General features: G+C 53.4%; 15 protein-coding genes. 6 read left to right on the forward strand and 9 right to left on the reverse strand.

All coding sequences use genetic code 11. From position 1 onward, the window contains the following. The first annotated feature begins 36 nt into the window (after window positions 1–36). Complete coding sequence (locus VH86_RS18545; RefSeq protein ID WP_045833802.1) at window positions 37–384, forward strand: hypothetical protein; 348 nt, start codon at window positions 37–39, stop codon at window positions 382–384. Here VH86_RS18545 and VH86_RS18550 read toward each other — a convergent pair whose 3' ends face one another. Next, complete coding sequence (locus VH86_RS18550) at window positions 385–1080, reverse strand: cysteine hydrolase family protein (RefSeq protein WP_045833755.1); 696 nt, start codon at window positions 1078–1080, stop codon at window positions 385–387. It lies immediately after the preceding gene. A gap of 88 nt (window positions 1081–1168) precedes the next feature. On the opposite strand from VH86_RS18550, the gene VH86_RS18555 reads away from it, so the two are divergent. Beyond that, window positions 1169–2170 carry a GlxA family transcriptional regulator gene (locus VH86_RS18555; protein ID WP_045833756.1) on the forward strand — a complete coding sequence of 334 codons (1002 nt, stop codon included), beginning with the start codon at window positions 1169–1171 and terminating at the stop codon, window positions 2168–2170. 197 nt (window positions 2171–2367) lie between these two features. Here VH86_RS18555 and VH86_RS18560 read toward each other — a convergent pair whose 3' ends face one another. After that, window positions 2368–2856, reverse strand: a complete 489-nt coding sequence (locus VH86_RS18560; RefSeq protein ID WP_038644237.1) for a helix-turn-helix domain-containing protein — start codon at window positions 2854–2856, stop codon at window positions 2368–2370. A 322-nt stretch (window positions 2857–3178) separates the two neighbouring features. Here VH86_RS18560 and VH86_RS18565 point away from each other — a divergent pair, with 322 nt between their 5' ends. Continuing rightward, window positions 3179–4204: an alpha/beta fold hydrolase gene (locus VH86_RS18565; RefSeq protein ID WP_045833757.1), complete on the forward strand. Its 1026-nt coding sequence runs from the start codon at window positions 3179–3181 to the stop codon at window positions 4202–4204. Between the two features lie 39 nt (window positions 4205–4243). Here the strand turns inward: VH86_RS18565 and VH86_RS18570 are convergent, their stop codons facing one another. The 4 genes from VH86_RS18570 to VH86_RS25800 all read right to left on the reverse strand — a co-directional run bounded on the left by VH86_RS18570 (window position 4244) and on the right by VH86_RS25800 (window position 8507). Then, entirely contained in the window at window positions 4244–5218 is a 975-nt protein-coding gene (locus VH86_RS18570; protein WP_045833758.1) for a diguanylate cyclase, read from the reverse strand. A gap of 114 nt (window positions 5219–5332) precedes the next feature. Further along, the gene (gene hemB, locus VH86_RS18575) at window positions 5333–6310 is read right to left on the reverse strand and encodes a porphobilinogen synthase (RefSeq protein WP_034819746.1); all 978 of its coding nucleotides are present in this window, start codon (window positions 6308–6310) and stop codon (window positions 5333–5335) included. Window positions 6311–6427: 117 nt separating this feature from the next. Next, window positions 6428–7933 (reverse strand): glycine betaine/L-proline transporter ProP, encoded by a 1506-nt coding sequence (gene proP / locus VH86_RS18580; protein ID WP_045833759.1) that lies wholly within the window; start codon window positions 7931–7933, stop codon window positions 6428–6430. A 343-nt stretch (window positions 7934–8276) separates the two neighbouring features. Further along, window positions 8277–8507 carry a hypothetical protein gene (locus VH86_RS25800; protein WP_156150602.1) on the reverse strand — a complete coding sequence of 77 codons (231 nt, stop codon included), beginning with the start codon at window positions 8505–8507 and terminating at the stop codon, window positions 8277–8279. Between VH86_RS25800 and VH86_RS18585 the strand changes: the two genes are divergently transcribed. Next, window positions 8506–8973 carry a hypothetical protein gene (locus VH86_RS18585; protein WP_045833760.1) on the forward strand — a complete coding sequence of 156 codons (468 nt, stop codon included), beginning with the start codon at window positions 8506–8508 and terminating at the stop codon, window positions 8971–8973. The two genes, VH86_RS25800 and VH86_RS18585, sit on opposite strands and share 2 nt — an antisense overlap. Here VH86_RS18585 and VH86_RS18590 read toward each other — a convergent pair. Together VH86_RS18590 and VH86_RS18595 are read right to left on the reverse strand one after the other, a co-directional pair. Then, window positions 8965–9924 carry a D-2-hydroxyacid dehydrogenase family protein gene (locus VH86_RS18590; protein ID WP_045833761.1) on the reverse strand — a complete coding sequence of 320 codons (960 nt, stop codon included), beginning with the start codon at window positions 9922–9924 and terminating at the stop codon, window positions 8965–8967. The genes VH86_RS18585 and VH86_RS18590 overlap by 9 nt on opposite strands. After that, complete coding sequence (locus VH86_RS18595; protein WP_045833803.1) at window positions 9899–11503, reverse strand: EAL domain-containing protein; 1605 nt, start codon at window positions 11501–11503, stop codon at window positions 9899–9901. Before VH86_RS18595 ends, VH86_RS18590 begins: the two co-directional genes overlap by 26 nt. Window positions 11504–11741: 238 nt before the next feature. On the opposite strand from VH86_RS18595, the gene VH86_RS18600 reads away from it, so the two are divergent. Together VH86_RS18600 and VH86_RS18605 are read left to right on the forward strand one after the other, a co-directional pair. Next, window positions 11742–12506 carry a class II aldolase/adducin family protein gene (locus tag VH86_RS18600; RefSeq protein WP_038644243.1) on the forward strand — a complete coding sequence of 255 codons (765 nt, stop codon included), beginning with the start codon at window positions 11742–11744 and terminating at the stop codon, window positions 12504–12506. A 9-nt stretch (window positions 12507–12515) separates the two neighbouring features. Then, the gene (locus tag VH86_RS18605) at window positions 12516–13463 is read left to right on the forward strand and encodes an ABC transporter substrate-binding protein (protein WP_045833762.1); all 948 of its coding nucleotides are present in this window, start codon (window positions 12516–12518) and stop codon (window positions 13461–13463) included. A gap of 58 nt (window positions 13464–13521) precedes the next feature. Here the strand turns inward: VH86_RS18605 and VH86_RS18610 are convergent, their stop codons facing one another. After that, window positions 13522–14643, reverse strand: coding sequence for an RNA-guided endonuclease TnpB family protein (locus VH86_RS18610; protein ID WP_045833763.1), 1122 nt, complete (start codon window positions 14641–14643; stop codon window positions 13522–13524). Window positions 14644–14663: the final 20 nt, after the last annotated feature.

The following is a 14663-nucleotide window of genomic DNA, read 5'->3' on the forward strand; positions in this document are numbered from 1 at the left end:
AGATCGCCGCGTTTTTTCAAACAGGCCCATGATTCCATGTTCAAACTTAAATTCCTTCTGCCCGTGCTTATCGTCATCAGCGCGGCTGTCTGGTGGCTGATGCCGCACTATAGCGATGAGGACAAAGGCTATTACATCGCCATGTTCTGCACCTTGACCCATGACGGGCGCGACAACTCACCCCAGGCAATGCAGCAGATCATTGAAGGCAGCAACTCGGACTATGCGCTGCAGAAAATTCATTTCCAGTCAGGTCTGGCAGAACATTTGCAAAGCGTGTGGCAGGATTTGTCAGCGGGGCAGCAACAGCAGGCGCGGCAGGACAGTCTGTCCTGCCGCAAGGTGATGTCTGAAAAGTTATTACCGGGTAAAGCAGTGCAGTGATTAATGAACGGGCAGCGCTAATACCGCGTCGGTGGTTTTGATCTCGGCAAACACATCAGCAACGCCTGCCAATGCGCTCTGCTGCAGCACCTTGTGATTGACCACCTTGTTATCCCAGGTCGCCAGATCGCGCGTGGCGGTGGCATCTTCCGGGATGATGACCGAGTAGCCAAGCGGTACGGCATCACGTGCGGTGGACGACACGCACATATGGGTCATCAGACCGGTGACAATTAACTGCTTGATGCCCAGACTGTCGAGTTGTTGTTTCAGATCGGTTCCCACGAAAGAACTCGGTGTGGCTTTGGTAATGACACGATCATTTTTGCCCGGCTGCAAATCCTTGTGGAATTCAGCGAAGCGGCTGCCTTTGGCGAACAGCGGGCCATCTGCCGCGCCTTCATGGCGGACGAAGAACACTGGCATGCCATGCTTGTGTGCAAACTCAACCAGGCGCTTACTGTTTTGCAGCGCTTTCATACCGTCTGGAATGGGCATTTTGCCGCCAGCGAAGTATTCGTTCTGAATATCAATCACGATGACCGCGGTTTGATTGGCTGTCAGCTGGCTGGTGGCGGTGACACCGCTCATTGTACGAATGGTCGGTGCATTTTCAGCTTTGTGTTCTTCGGCAATAGCACTGCCAGAAATTGCCATCGCTAATGCTAAGGTTCCTGAAGCAAAAAAGTTTTTCATCGCTAATAATCTCTTTGAATGAGAAGTCAGGGTGACTTCCGATGCACAGCAGTATGGCGATTGTGCCGAAAGTGAAGGAGTACTGCGCATGACAAATAACGTTCACTTTGCGCCAAAAATGGCGCACCTGGATGCGCCCATCAAGGTCGGTGTTGTGGTGTTTGACGACATCATCCCGTTTCATCTTTCCGTTCCCTGTGCGGTGTTTGAGAAGGCGGAACGCGAAGATGGCCGAGCTTGCTACCAGTTAATGATCTGTGCCACCCACGCCGGTCCGCTCCGCACCAACAGCGGTTTTTCGATTGTCGCGGAGCATGAACTGGCTATGCTGGCCGAAGCGGATATGGTGGTGGTGCCCAGCTGGAGCGATCCTGCCGTTGCGCCACCGCCCGCGTTGTTGCAAGCGTTACAGCAGGCTGCCCAGCGTGGTGCTCAGATTGTTGGCTTGTGTCTTGGCGCCTTTGTGCTGGGAGCCGCTGGCTTGCTGCAACAGCAGCGCGCCACGACACACTGGCGTTGGATGAGTGATTTTGAACGGCTTTACCCCGATGTGACGATTGACCGTGACGTGTTGTATATCGACGAAGGGCAGATTGTGACCTCAGCGGGCACTGCAGCGAGTATCGATTGCTGCCTGCATCTGGTGCGTGAACAGTGTGGAGTGGATGTGGCCAATAGTGTGGCGCGCATGCTGGTGGTCCCGCCGCATCGGCAGGGCGGCCAGGCGCAATATATTGAGCAGCCGGTCTATCACTCGGCGGGCAACGATCGATTTATGTCGGCGCTCAGTTGGGCCACCGAAAATTTGCAGCAGGCCCTTACGCTGGATCAGTTGGCGGAGAGAGCGTTGATGAGCCGTCGCAGTTTTACGCGCCGTTTTAACCAAACCACTGGCAGCTGTTTCAGTGATTGGTTAGTGAACCAGCGCCTGGCATTGGCGCAGCGATTTTTGGAAAAAACCGACCAACCGATTGAGCTGATCGCTGAAAAAGCCGGATTCTCTTCGCCGTTGATGTTAAGACGACATTTTAAAAAGAATTTGAATACGTCTCCGTTACAATATCGGAAAACATTTCGTGGTCGGATGTGAATTAATGGTTTGTAAATCAACCTATTGATAAGAATGCATTTAAAATAGGGCGGCTAAAATTATTCCCGAATCATTTTTGACAGGCTATCTGATGAGAAGAATATTTCAGCGTGGTCAATGAGGGTTATTCTTAACAACGGATGGCGAACCATCCGTTGTTATGCAAATCCTGCAAAGAAAAATAGTTACGCGGTTTATTAACGCATCACACAATCAATGCGTGAGGGAAATTGACCTGAACGTAGCGATGGCGTTCTCACCTCTTTCATTTTCTCACTGCTGTTAAATCCATGCTTACGGCAAATCACGCAGGGATCAGTGCTCTCTTTCAATTGCTGCTCGGCTTCGCTCCCCAGCTGACGCTTACGGCAGTAGAGTGGGGTGCAACCCATCACTTGCTTAAAGGAGCGAGTGAACGATTGCTGGCTTTCAAAATGGTATTTTACGGCCAGGCTGATGATCGGTGCGTTGCTGTATTTCAGCTCGCTGACACAGCATGCCAGTTTCTTTTTACGGATATACCGTGCCAGCGTTTCATTATGATAGCGGGCAAATAATTTCTGTAAATACCATTTGGAATAACCCGATTTCACGGCGATATCATCAATGCTTAAGCGCTGATCCAGATTGTCCATAATCCATTTGGTCACCGAATCAATAACCCCTTCGTTGTATTTTTGCGGCATCTTTTTGATCCTCCATTAACTGGGCACAGTGTAAAATAATTAATCTTTCCATTCATCCGATTAACGTAAAGTTTTATAAGGAATTGGCTGTTTTATTATTTGTCATCAAGACTGGTCTTGCTTTTAATGAAATAAAGGCCGTTTTTGTTGAACCGATGTTGAATATTTAACGTAATCACGTACGTTATTTTTAACCCAAATTTTCCATCGCTTTGCCAGGCTTAACAGTTAGAGAAAACGTGGCGCTGGCACACCTCATCAATACGTCCTGGCGATTAACGTGCCAGACTGATGGTTTTTTCATAGCTCAGGAGCAGTGCGCATGGCTTTTCGTTTCCCGATAAAACAGTCACTTGCCGTGATTTTGACGGCGATGGCAGCGCTACCCACCCCCTCTGCATTGGCGGCCAATGTGTATGGCGAACAGCTTGAAGGTTTTCATTACCCTTACACACTCGAGCATTTTAATTTCTCCTCTCAGCAGCAACCGCTGAGCATGGGGTATATGGATGTCAAACCCGCGCAGCAGGCCAATGGTCAAACGGTGGTGCTACTGCACGGTAAGAATTTTTGTGGTGCGACCTGGGAAGACACCATCAAAACGCTTAGCCAGCAGGGATATCGGGTCATTGCGCCGGATCAGATTGGCTTTTGCAGCTCGACGAAACCTGCCAACTACCAATACAGCTTCCAGCAGCTGGCGCTGAATACCCATCAACTGTTAGCGCATCTTGGCGTGGCTAAAGCGGTGATGGTCGGGCATTCAACCGGTGGGATGCTGGCGACGCGCTATGCGCTGATGTATCCACAGCAGACACAGAAGCTGGTGCTGGTAAATCCGATTGGGCTTGAGGATTGGAAAGCCAAAGGCGCGCCGTGGCGCTCGGTGGATCAGTGGTATCAGCGCGAACTGAAGCTCAGTGCGGCGGGCATCAAAAAGTATGAGCAGACGACTTACTACAGCGGTCAGTGGAAGCCGGAGTACGACAAGTGGGTGGATATGCTGGCAGGCCTCAACAGCGGGCCAGGCCACAAGAAGGTGGCGTGGAACTCTGCGCTCATTTACGACATGATTTTCACCCAGCCAGTCTATTACGAATTCAAAGACCTGAAAGTGCCGACAACGCTGATGATCGGAACCGCCGATACCACCGCGATTGGCAGCGATATCGCTCCGGCTGCGGTCAAAGCGCAGTTAGGTCATTACAATGTGTTGGGCAAACAGGTGACAAAGATGATTCCGGGGGCACATTTAATTGAGTTCCCAGGTATGGGGCATGCGCCGCAGATGGAAGTGCCGCAGAAGTTTAATCAGACACTGATAAGCGATCTGGCGCGTCCACTGTAAGGTGCGGTGGCAGAGGGGCGTGCTTATCACGCCCTGGCATTACTGTGCCTGCTTTTTTTTGCCGTTTTTGGCTTCGTACATCCGCGCATCGCTGCCTTCCAGCAGCTGTTCCAGCGACAGCGGATGGTCGGGATCAAACTCCACGATGCCTGATGAGAAGTGCAGTGCGTAGCGGCGGTCGAGATCCTGAGTTTGCTTTTGCAGGAAGCCATCAAAGCGCGCCAAAACGCCCTCAGCATCGGCCTGCTGTAAGCCGTTAAACAGCACCACAAACTCATCGCCACCCAGGCGGGCAAAGATATCAGCGTGGCGGAAACTCACTTTCATCGCATCCGCAAAATCCATCAATGCACGATCCCCCTCGCGGTGGCCGAGCGTATCATTGATGGCTTTAAAACGGTCGAGGTCGAGGAAGGTCAGACTGGCCGGGAGTTGTTTGGCTTCACACTCATTCAGCGCAAGCTGTCCCAGCGTCATAAATCCGCGTCGGTTGGTGATTTGCGTGAGTTCATCCGAGGTCGCTGTCTGGAACGCCACTAATTCTGCTTCGGCCATCGCGGCCAAATCGCGCAGCGTATTCATATCATCCGCATTGAATTCGCGCGCATGGTGGTCGACGATACAGAGCGTGCCCACTTTGGCACCTGCGGGCGTACGCAGCGGACAACCGGCATAGAAACGCACGGGATTCTCTGAGGTATTCACCAACGGATTATCGTGGAAGCGCTCATCTTCGAGGGCGTTTTCCACCACCATCACATCGTCTTGCAGGACGGCATGACCACAGAACGACGTATTACGGGGTGCGGTCGCCGCGCTTTGGCCTGCGATGGATTTGAACCACTGGTGGTCCTCCTCCAACAGGCTAACCAGCGCAACCGGCACGCCGAATAAACGACGGGCAAGGCGGGTTAAACGGTCAAAACGCTCTTCTGCAGGCGTGTGCAGAATGTTGAGCGCACGTAACTGGGCCAGACGACGTGACTCGTCCGCAGGCAGTGCAGGTGCTTTCATCGCGTTACTCTTTCTTTTGATTTATTCTGGTACAACTTCACTGGTGTTTTGCTGCCATAACGGCATAAAGCGCTTAGCAACGGTTGCGATGCCCATTGCTAAGCGTAACGATTATCAGAGCACTTTTTGCTCGGCGAGATCAAGGGCAAAATAGCTGAAAATCAGGTCAGCACCGGCACGTTTAATCGCACCAAGGCTCTCCAGAACCACATTACGTTCGTCGATAGCACCCGCCTGCGCGGCGAATTTGATCATCGCGTATTCACCACTCACCTGGTACGCAGCCAGCGGCAGAGTAGTGCGTTCGCGGATATCACGCAGGATGTCGAGGTAAGCACCCGCCGGTTTTACCATCAGTGAATCGGCCCCTTCGGCTTCATCGATCAGGGACTCGCGAATCGCTTCACGGCGGTTCATCGGATTCATCTGATAAGTTTTACGATCGCCTTTTAATGCCGTTCCCGCCGCTTCACGGAACGGACCGTAGAAAGAAGAGGCGAACTTGGTGGAGTAAGACATGATGGCCGTATCGGTGAAGCCTGCGGCATCCAGTGCCTGACGAATGGCTTTCACCTGACCATCCATTGCCGCTGAAGGGGCGATAAAATCCGCACCGGCTTGCGCGGCGACCACGGCTTGTTTGCCGAGGTTAATCAATGTCTGGTCGTTATCCACGCCGTGATCGCACAGCACGCCACAGTGGCCGTGGCTGGTGTATTCACAGAAGCAGGTATCGGACATCACGATCATTTCTGGCACGGTGTCTTTGCAGATACGCGACATACGCGCCACCAGGCCATTCTCATTCCATGCATCGCTGCCGGTCGCATCCGTGTGATGCGAGATACCGAAGGTCATCACAGAGCGAATACCGGCTTTGGCGATACGCTCAATTTCATAGGCGAGACGTTTCTCAGGAATACGCATCACACCCGGCATGGCGTTAATCGGCACGTAATCGTCCACGCCTTCTTCAACGAAGATTGGCAGGGCCAGATCGCTCAGACGAAGGTGGGATTCCTGGAACATTTCACGCATTGATGCGCTTTTGCGCAGTCTTCTTGGACGTTGGAGAAGATTGAATTCAGACATGTTCGTACAACTTTTGCTGGTGAAAAAAGTGACAACAGTTTACCCCTTTTCGCCAGCGGGGATGAAGGATTGTGTGCGGAAACGAAAACTCCCGCCGGGCGGCGGGAGTGGGGAAGATTACTCGTTGATGTCCGGGTGCTGCTGCACCAGGTTTTTACGTTTCGCCTCGAGCTTAGCGATCTCATCATCAATATCTTCGATTTTCTGCTCAATGTTGTCGTGATGCTCCTGCAGGATTTCACGCGCTTCTTCAATATCCGACGCCGCCGGTGTGGCACCGCGCAGCGGCTTGTTGGCGGTCTCTTTCATGTAGATACCGGTGATCAAACCAATCACCGCGACCACCATCAGATAATAAGCCGGCATATACAGATTGTTGGTTGTCTCAACCAGCCACGCGGCGAAGGTCGGGGTTAAACCGGCAATCAGTACCGAGATATTGAAGGCACTGGCCAGCGCACTGTAACGAATGTGCGTTGGGAACATCGCCGGCAGCGACGAAGCCATCACGCCGGTAAAGGCGTTAAGGATCACCGCCAGCAGCAGCAGACCCGCAAAAATCAGCCCCAGCACGCCGCTGTTAATCAACATGAAGGCCGGAATCGAGAAGGCGAACAGCGCGATACTGCCGATGATGATAAACGGACGACGGCCAAAGCGGTCACTCAGCATGCCCATCACCGGCTGCACAAACAGCATACCCATCATGATGGCGATAATGATCAGTACACCGTGATCTTCCGAGTAGTGCAGGTTATGCGACAGGTAGCTCGGCATGTAGGTCAGCAGCATGTAGTAGGTCACGTTGGTGGCAATCACCAGACCGATACAGGCCAGCAGACTTTTCCAGTGCTTGGTGGCGATCTCTTTGAACGATACTTTCGGGCCATCACGCAGACCTTCACGATCGCCTTGTTCCAGCTTTTCAACGTGCTGCTGGAACGCCGGTGTCTCTTCCAGTGCGTGACGCAGATACAAACCGATGATACCTAACGGCAGCGCGAGGAAGAACGGCAGACGCCAGCCCCACTCAAGGAATTTCGCTTCGCCGATGACGGTGGAAATCAGCACCACCACGCCCGCACCCAGCACGAAGCCGGCGATGGAGCCGAAGTCGAGCCAGCTGCCCATAAAGCCACGTTTACGGTCCGGCGAATATTCCGCGACAAAGATCGACGCACCGGTATATTCACCGCCCACCGAGAAGCCCTGCGCCATTTTCGCCAGCAGCAGCAGAATCGGAGCCCAGATGCCGATGGTGGCATAAGAGGGGATCAGGCCGATACAGAAGGTACTGATCGACATGATGACAATGGTAATGGAGAGGATTTTCTGACGACCGTATTTGTCGCCGAGCATACCAAAGAACAGACCACCCAGCGGGCGAATCAGGAAGGGAACAGAGAAGGTACCCAGTGCAGCAATCATCTGCACGCTTGGCGATGCATCCGGGAAGAACACTTTACCCAGCGCATACGCGACAAAGCCATAAACACCGAAATCAAACCACTCCATCGCGTTGCCCAGAGACGCGGCGGTAATGGCTTTTCGCAAACGGGCGTCATCGATAATCGTGACGTCATCCAGCCCGATAGGTTTTACACGCTTCCTACGTAGTTTCATGATGTAACCCTGTATTGGAAATCGAAAAATCCTCAACGCTGCAGACTACATTTTGTGGCCAGTCCACGGCGTTGAGAAGATTTAAGCATAGCCGTCAAAGAGGATTTTATCCGGCATAGCAACGGTAATAATTAGGGGCGAAATGATTACGTCCCGCGACAGAGTATACCGATTTTGTGTGATATTTGTCATGTTTCAGCCAACAACTGGCTATTTTTTGGCTAAAACTCTGGCGTAATGACGGAGGAAACGCAGCTTATAAAATCCTGGTTATCGCGCGTCAGGCCGCGTAATGCGTGCGTTTCAGCCAGGAATGCATCAAAAGGGAGGCAAAGCGTGTCATTTATTTTTTTTCTGAAAAAACGCGGAGAAAATTTTGATGATTATCAGCGATATCAACTGCGCATCGCTGATTGATTAATCCATTGTTCTGACAAGTGGCGGCTTGATTGCCATACCTGATTGTTGCGCAAATAAATAAGAATTTCTTATCATTAAGCGAAGCGGTAAGTTTGCTTGCCAGCTTGTCATCATTCGGTAATACTCTGCCGCCTGTCTCAGGTGGAGTGTTCATGTCGAGAAAAAACGCCCGATTGTTTGAGAATCCCTGGCTGTCGCAAATTGACAGTGTAGAAAGGAATCTTATCAATTATGCGCCTGATGCACGGCGAACGCTTGCCGATCCTGTGGCACCGATTGGCTGGATTGACTGCGGTGAACGCGCCGATGCCCAATTGGCTTTACTGGCCCAACAACCTGATGAGCTGCTGAAACGTCTGAAAACCTGGCGGCAAGCGGGATTGCTCACCAGCCAGGCGGCTGAGAGTTTGCGGCAGCTGCAACGCCTGACGCAAATCAGCATCGCGCGTAATCAACCCATTACCCAGCTTGATGAGTATCAGCAGTTAGTGGGGCAGCTGACGCCGACCTTAGAACGTATTAACCAGCGCCTGAATGGCCAGCGCCCGCCGGTCACGCTGGCGGATGACACTCTGGAAGTGGCGCTGCGTATCGCCGAAAAACGCCGTCGCTCAGAGTAGCGAGCGCAGTGGTGCGCCGCTTATCCATCCCTGAATATCTTCCACTGCCTGCGTGAAGTAGGTGCGGTAATTGCTGTCGGCGACATAGCCAAGGTGCGGCGTGGCCAGCACATTGGGCAGATGGCGCAACGGGTGGTCAGCAGGTAGCGGTTCCTGTTCGAACACATCGATTCCGGCCCCAGCCAATTGACCGGATTGCAGCGCGGCAATCATCGCTTGCTGGTCGACAAGTGCGGCGCGTGAGGTGTTGATCAACAGCGCGCCCGGCTTCATCTGCGCCAGTGCAGCCCGGTCAATCACGTGGCGCGAGCGCTCGCTGAGCACCAGGTGCACCGAGACAAAATCGCTCGCTTGCATCAAGGCGTGCAGCGAAGGCATCCGTTCTGCGCCACATTCGGTTGCGCGTGAGTCGGTGAGATTCTGACTCCATGCGCAAACGCGCATCCCAAAGGCCTGCGCCACTTTGGCCATCTCGCCACCAATTTTACCCAGCCCCACTAAGCCCAACGTTTTGCCCTGCAAACCGAGCCCCAGCGTTTGCTGCCACGGCCCGTTATTACGCAGTGCCTGATTTTCTACCCCGATGTGGCGAGCCAGCCCAATCAGCAAACCCCAGCTGAGCTCCATCGGTGCAGCGCTGCTGCTGGCAGTGCCGCACACGGCGATATAACGCTCGGCACAGGCGTGCAGATCAATCGAGGCATTACGCATGCCGGAGGTGACCACCAGTTTCAGGTTAGGCAAGCGACCAATCAGTTCGGCCGTGAGCGGTGTGCGCTCGCGCATGATGACCAGAATATCGGCGTGTTCGATGTGACGAACCAGTTCATCTTCATGATCAAAATGCCGGGTCAGTGCGGTGGTATGGACAGTAGGTTGCAGCGATGCCCAATCGGCTAGCGACAGGGCAACGTTTTGGTAATCATCAAGAATGATGCAATTCAGGCTCATGGGATTCCTCAACGAGAAGTGGCTGGCGCCCTTGCTCATTGAGCCAGGCGCGGAGCCGGTCATTATCCATCGGACGGGCATAATAGTAGCCCTGGATGTAGACAACGCCACGTTGCTTCAGGTACTCGAATTGCAACGAGGTCTCCACCCCTTCACCGAGCACGTCCAGCTTGAGTTTGTGGCACAGATTAATGATGGCATCCAGCACCGGCGTTTCTACCTCAAGACCTTCAATGGCGTTAATGAAGCCGCGATCGATTTTCAGGTAATCCAGCGGGAAGGTCAGCAGATAAGAAAGTGAGCAGTGGCCGGTACCAAAGTCATCAATCGCCACTTTCATGCCGTGTGACTGCAGGTAGCGGAGTTTACGCGCCACCAGTTCGCCGTCATCAATCAGGCTGCGCTCGGTGAGCTCCAGCGTCACCACCATCTGCTTGTCTTTAATGCGGCGCGCAAAGCGCTGAATGTCCTGCACGAAATCGGCATGTTGCAAGTGTTCTGCCGCCACGTTCAGGCCAATATGGAAACCGGGCTCAACCTCCCAGCCCTGAATATCTTCCGCCATCAGATCCAGCAAATGCTGGGTCAGTTGCACAATTATCCCTTCAGATTCGGCGTGGCTGATAAAGATATCCGGACGGATCATCTCACCATTCGGCAATTGCCAGCGCAACAGGGCTTCCGCGCCTTTACAGCGCTCGATTTCCGTGCTGTAAACCGGCTGGTAATGGACCGAGAATTGACGGCTACGCATCGCGCGGCGGATTTCATCGGCCCACGAAATGCGGCGGCGCAGCCAGTTGGCGGTCAATACCATCAGCAGGATAGAGAAAATTGCCGCCATCGGCAGGAAGATAAACAGCGCCTGACGCCAGGCCTTCAGCAACTCGGAGGCGGGCACGGTGACATTCACGCTAATGGGGTAGCGGCTGGATTCGGCCTGATAAGGCTCGCTTTTTAAATACAGCTCGGGTTCGATATCGGCAGGGCCACTGGTAATCGGTGCGCCGCCGCTAAAGCGCAAGCTCATTTGATAGCCACGTGACTCACCAATGGCGTGCATAAAATCCATCAGATACTGGCCATCAATTACCGCCCAGAAACCGGTAGTGTCTGGGAGTTGACGCACGAACACCACGGCGGGTCGATTGGGCACGCCGTAAGTGCCACGAATGGAGATGCTCCACCAGGCTTTGCCGGTGATCGGCGGTGGTTGCATCATCATCTGGGTCAGTGTGCCATTGGCTAAACCAAAGGCAGACGAGCAGCTAATGTTCTCGCCACTCAGCAGACCGACGGAACGGAAATAGGCATTGAGGGTGCCAGCACGCTGCAGCTGATCCTCGATCTTCGCACAAGGCTGATAATGGTATTGACGCAGCTGGGTGATCATATCCCAGGCGTTATCACTCATTTTTTCGGCTTGAGTGAGTAAGGAGTTAGCGGTGGAGATCTGCTGCTGGCTCACCGTGTGCCGCGCTTCAATGGCCGTACAAAGGATGCCCAGTACCAGCGGTAATAACCCGGCACAGACAATTAACAGCCAGCCAAAATCGCGATTTTTTCTTTGCGGTGGCACCTGACTTTCCTCGGTCATTTTAAGCAGCAGATGAGGGCTAAGCTGCGGCGTCAGCAGCATAACACTTCCAGGGGCCGTGCATATTAGCGTTTTGCTTTTGCTCTGGACTGACTCAGGTCAAATATCGGCGTCGCTTTGCGTTAATTGACAATGTTTTGCCGTTATTGGCATTTCCCTGCGGGAAAAGCGCTGTGCCACGATGATGGGAAAGCATATTGACCTGAAATGAGGAGCGAAAATGAGCACTGAAACCCTGGATGTGGCTTCCCTGCGCCAACGCATCAGCGAAGGCGAATGGCAGGCGCGTGTGAAGCTGGCGCAGGCCTATCACCTGGCGGCCAGGCTGCGCTGGACTGACCATATCTACACCCACTTTTCTCTGCGTGTGCCGGGCGATCAGCCCCATTTTCTGATTAACGCTTTTGGTCAAACCTTCGATGAAATCTCGGCGGAGACGCTGGTGAAAATTGATATCGACGGAAACATCATTGATGACCCGACGGGGCTGGGGATTAACCACGCGGGATTTGTGATTCACAGCGCCATTCACCGTGCGCGTCCGGATGCGCATGCCGTGCTGCATACGCATACGGCGGCGGGCATTGGTGTCTCTGCGCAGCGCAACGGTTTGCTGATGATTTCGCAGCACAGCACGCGCTTCCACAATCGCCTTGGCTATCACGATTACGAAGGCATTGCGTTGGATCTTGATGAGCAGCAACGCATTGTGGCCGATCTTGGCGATCTTAACGCGTTGATTCTGCGCAATCACGGTTTACTCACCAGCGGTGGCAGCATCGAAGAAGCGTTCTATAACCTTTACTACCTGGAGCGTGCTTGCCAGGCGCAGCTAGCGGCTCAGTCGGGCGGTGCGGATTTGATCATCCTGCCGGATGCGGTATCCGAGAAAGCGGCGCAAGCTTTCGACAACAGCATCCGTAACCACAAATATCAGCTGCACTGGGATGCTTACATCCGCCAGCTCAACCGCAACGCACTCTGAGAATCCCCTATGAAATGGATGAAACCGGTTGTTTCGACGCTGTTGCTGTGCGCGGCGTTTAGCAGTCAGGCGGCACCTGATTTAAGCAAAGTCACTCTGGTGCTGGGCGATCAGGCGCGCAATCTGCGTTCGCTGATTGAGGCCGCCGATGTGATGAAAGATGCGCCCTATCAGTATCGCTGGGCGAATTTCCAGGGTGCGGCACCGCTGTTTGAAGCGCAACGTGCGGGGGCAGTCGATACCTCTTACGCCGGTGATCTCCCGGTACTGATGGCGGCATCCGGTGGGGTACCGTTGAAGATCATCGCCACCAACGTCGGCGATGCCGGTTCGAACGGGGTGATCGTCCCGGCTGATTCACCGATTCACAGTGTGAAAGATCTGGTCGGAAAGGAAGTGGTGGTGTCATCGGCGCGCGGCAGCATTTCCCAGCATCTGCTGTATGAAGCGCTGGAAGAAGCGCAGGTAAAACGCGATACGGTGCCGGTGCGATTTGTTTTACCAACCGATGCCAGCGCAGCGTTTAATTCAGGGCAGATTGCCGCCTGGGCCACGTTCGATCCCTATCTGGGGATTGCCGAACAGCACGGTGCACGCCTGCTGCGCGATGGCAAAGGGTTAACCACGGCACTGTCGTTTGTCACTGCCACGCAGAGTTCGCTGGACGATCCCGCTAAGCGAGCGGCGATTGTCGATTTCACTCATCGTTTAGCCAAAGCCCGCGAATGGGCGCTGGAGCACCCGCAGCAGTACAACGCAGTCTATGCCCAGTTAACACGTCTTTCGCCGGAAGATGCGCAGAAGATTACGCCGCGCATTTCGCACGGCGTTCGGGGGGTGACGGCAGAAGATGTGGCGAAAGTGCAGAAGGTGTCAGATCTGTTTAGCGAACTGAAGATTTTGCCGAACAAAGTCGATGTGCAGGCGATTACCGATAACAGCGTGTTTACGCATTGACTGCTCCCCGCCCTAATGGGCGAGGATTCCCACTTCAACGCAACCTACCTAAACCACCTTAAGCGGCTTTAGGGTTTACAGTCGCTCCATGGGCTAACGCGGCCAGCCCGACCGCTTTTATATTCTTCGCCGCGTTTACGTCACGATCATGGTGAGCCCCACATTCAGCGCAAGTCCATGACCTGACATTAAGCGCCATTTTTGGCAGGGTATAGCCGCAACCGCTACAACGTTTTGAGGACGGGAAAAACCGGTCAATGGCGACCACGGATCGCCCCGACCATTCGCCCTTGTATTCAAGCTGACGAACAAATTCGCCCCAGCTTGCGTCTGCTATCGCTTTGGAGAGTTTCGAATTGCGGATCATGTTTTTCACTTTAAGGGATTCGATGCAAACAACTTGGTTATCGTTAATGAGTTTGCGGGATAGTTTGTGCAGATTATCCATACGGCAATCAGCAATTTTTGCGTGAATGCGGGCGACTTTTACACGGGCTTTAGCGCGATTTTTTGAGCCTTTTTTCTTCTTGCTCAATCGACGCTGGAGCAGCGCGAGGCGCTTCGCATATTTAGCGGTGTGGCGGGGATTGCCTGTTTTGTATCCGTTATCGGTGACGAACAAATCTGTTAAACCAACATCAATGCCGACCGTTTTAGCGGTGATCGGCAGTGATACAGGTTCAAACTCGCACAGGCACGACACGAAATAGCGCCCCGCTGAATCTCTAGATACGGTGACGGTAGACGGCACGGATGGCAAAGGGCGACTCCAGCGCACGTCTAAAGGCGCTTTGCTCTTTGCCATAAACAACTTGCCATCACGGTATTTAAACGCGGCATCGGTCAGCGTAGCCGTCTGTTTATGGCGCTTGCTTTTGAATGTGGGATATTTCGCCCGACCGGCAAAGAAGTGAGAAAAGGCGGCTTGTTGGTGGCGTAGCGCCTGCTGCAATGGAACGCTGGAAACGTCATTGAGCCATGCAAAATCTGGCTCTTTTTTGAGAGCGGTTAGTCGTGCGCTGGCTTGCGTATAACCGATCTTTTCCTGGCGGTCATAGTATGCGTCAGTGCGCCAGCGCAGGATGCTGTTATAGACAAAACGCACACACCCGAATGTTTGAGCCAAAAGCTCAATCTGATCGGGGGTAGGATAGAATCTGTATTTATATGCGCGCTTCATATCTTACATATTACGTAACA

This window comes from Pantoea sp. BL1, assembly GCF_000963985.1.
Lineage (GTDB): Bacteria > Pseudomonadota > Gammaproteobacteria > Enterobacterales > Enterobacteriaceae > Pantoea > Pantoea rwandensis_B.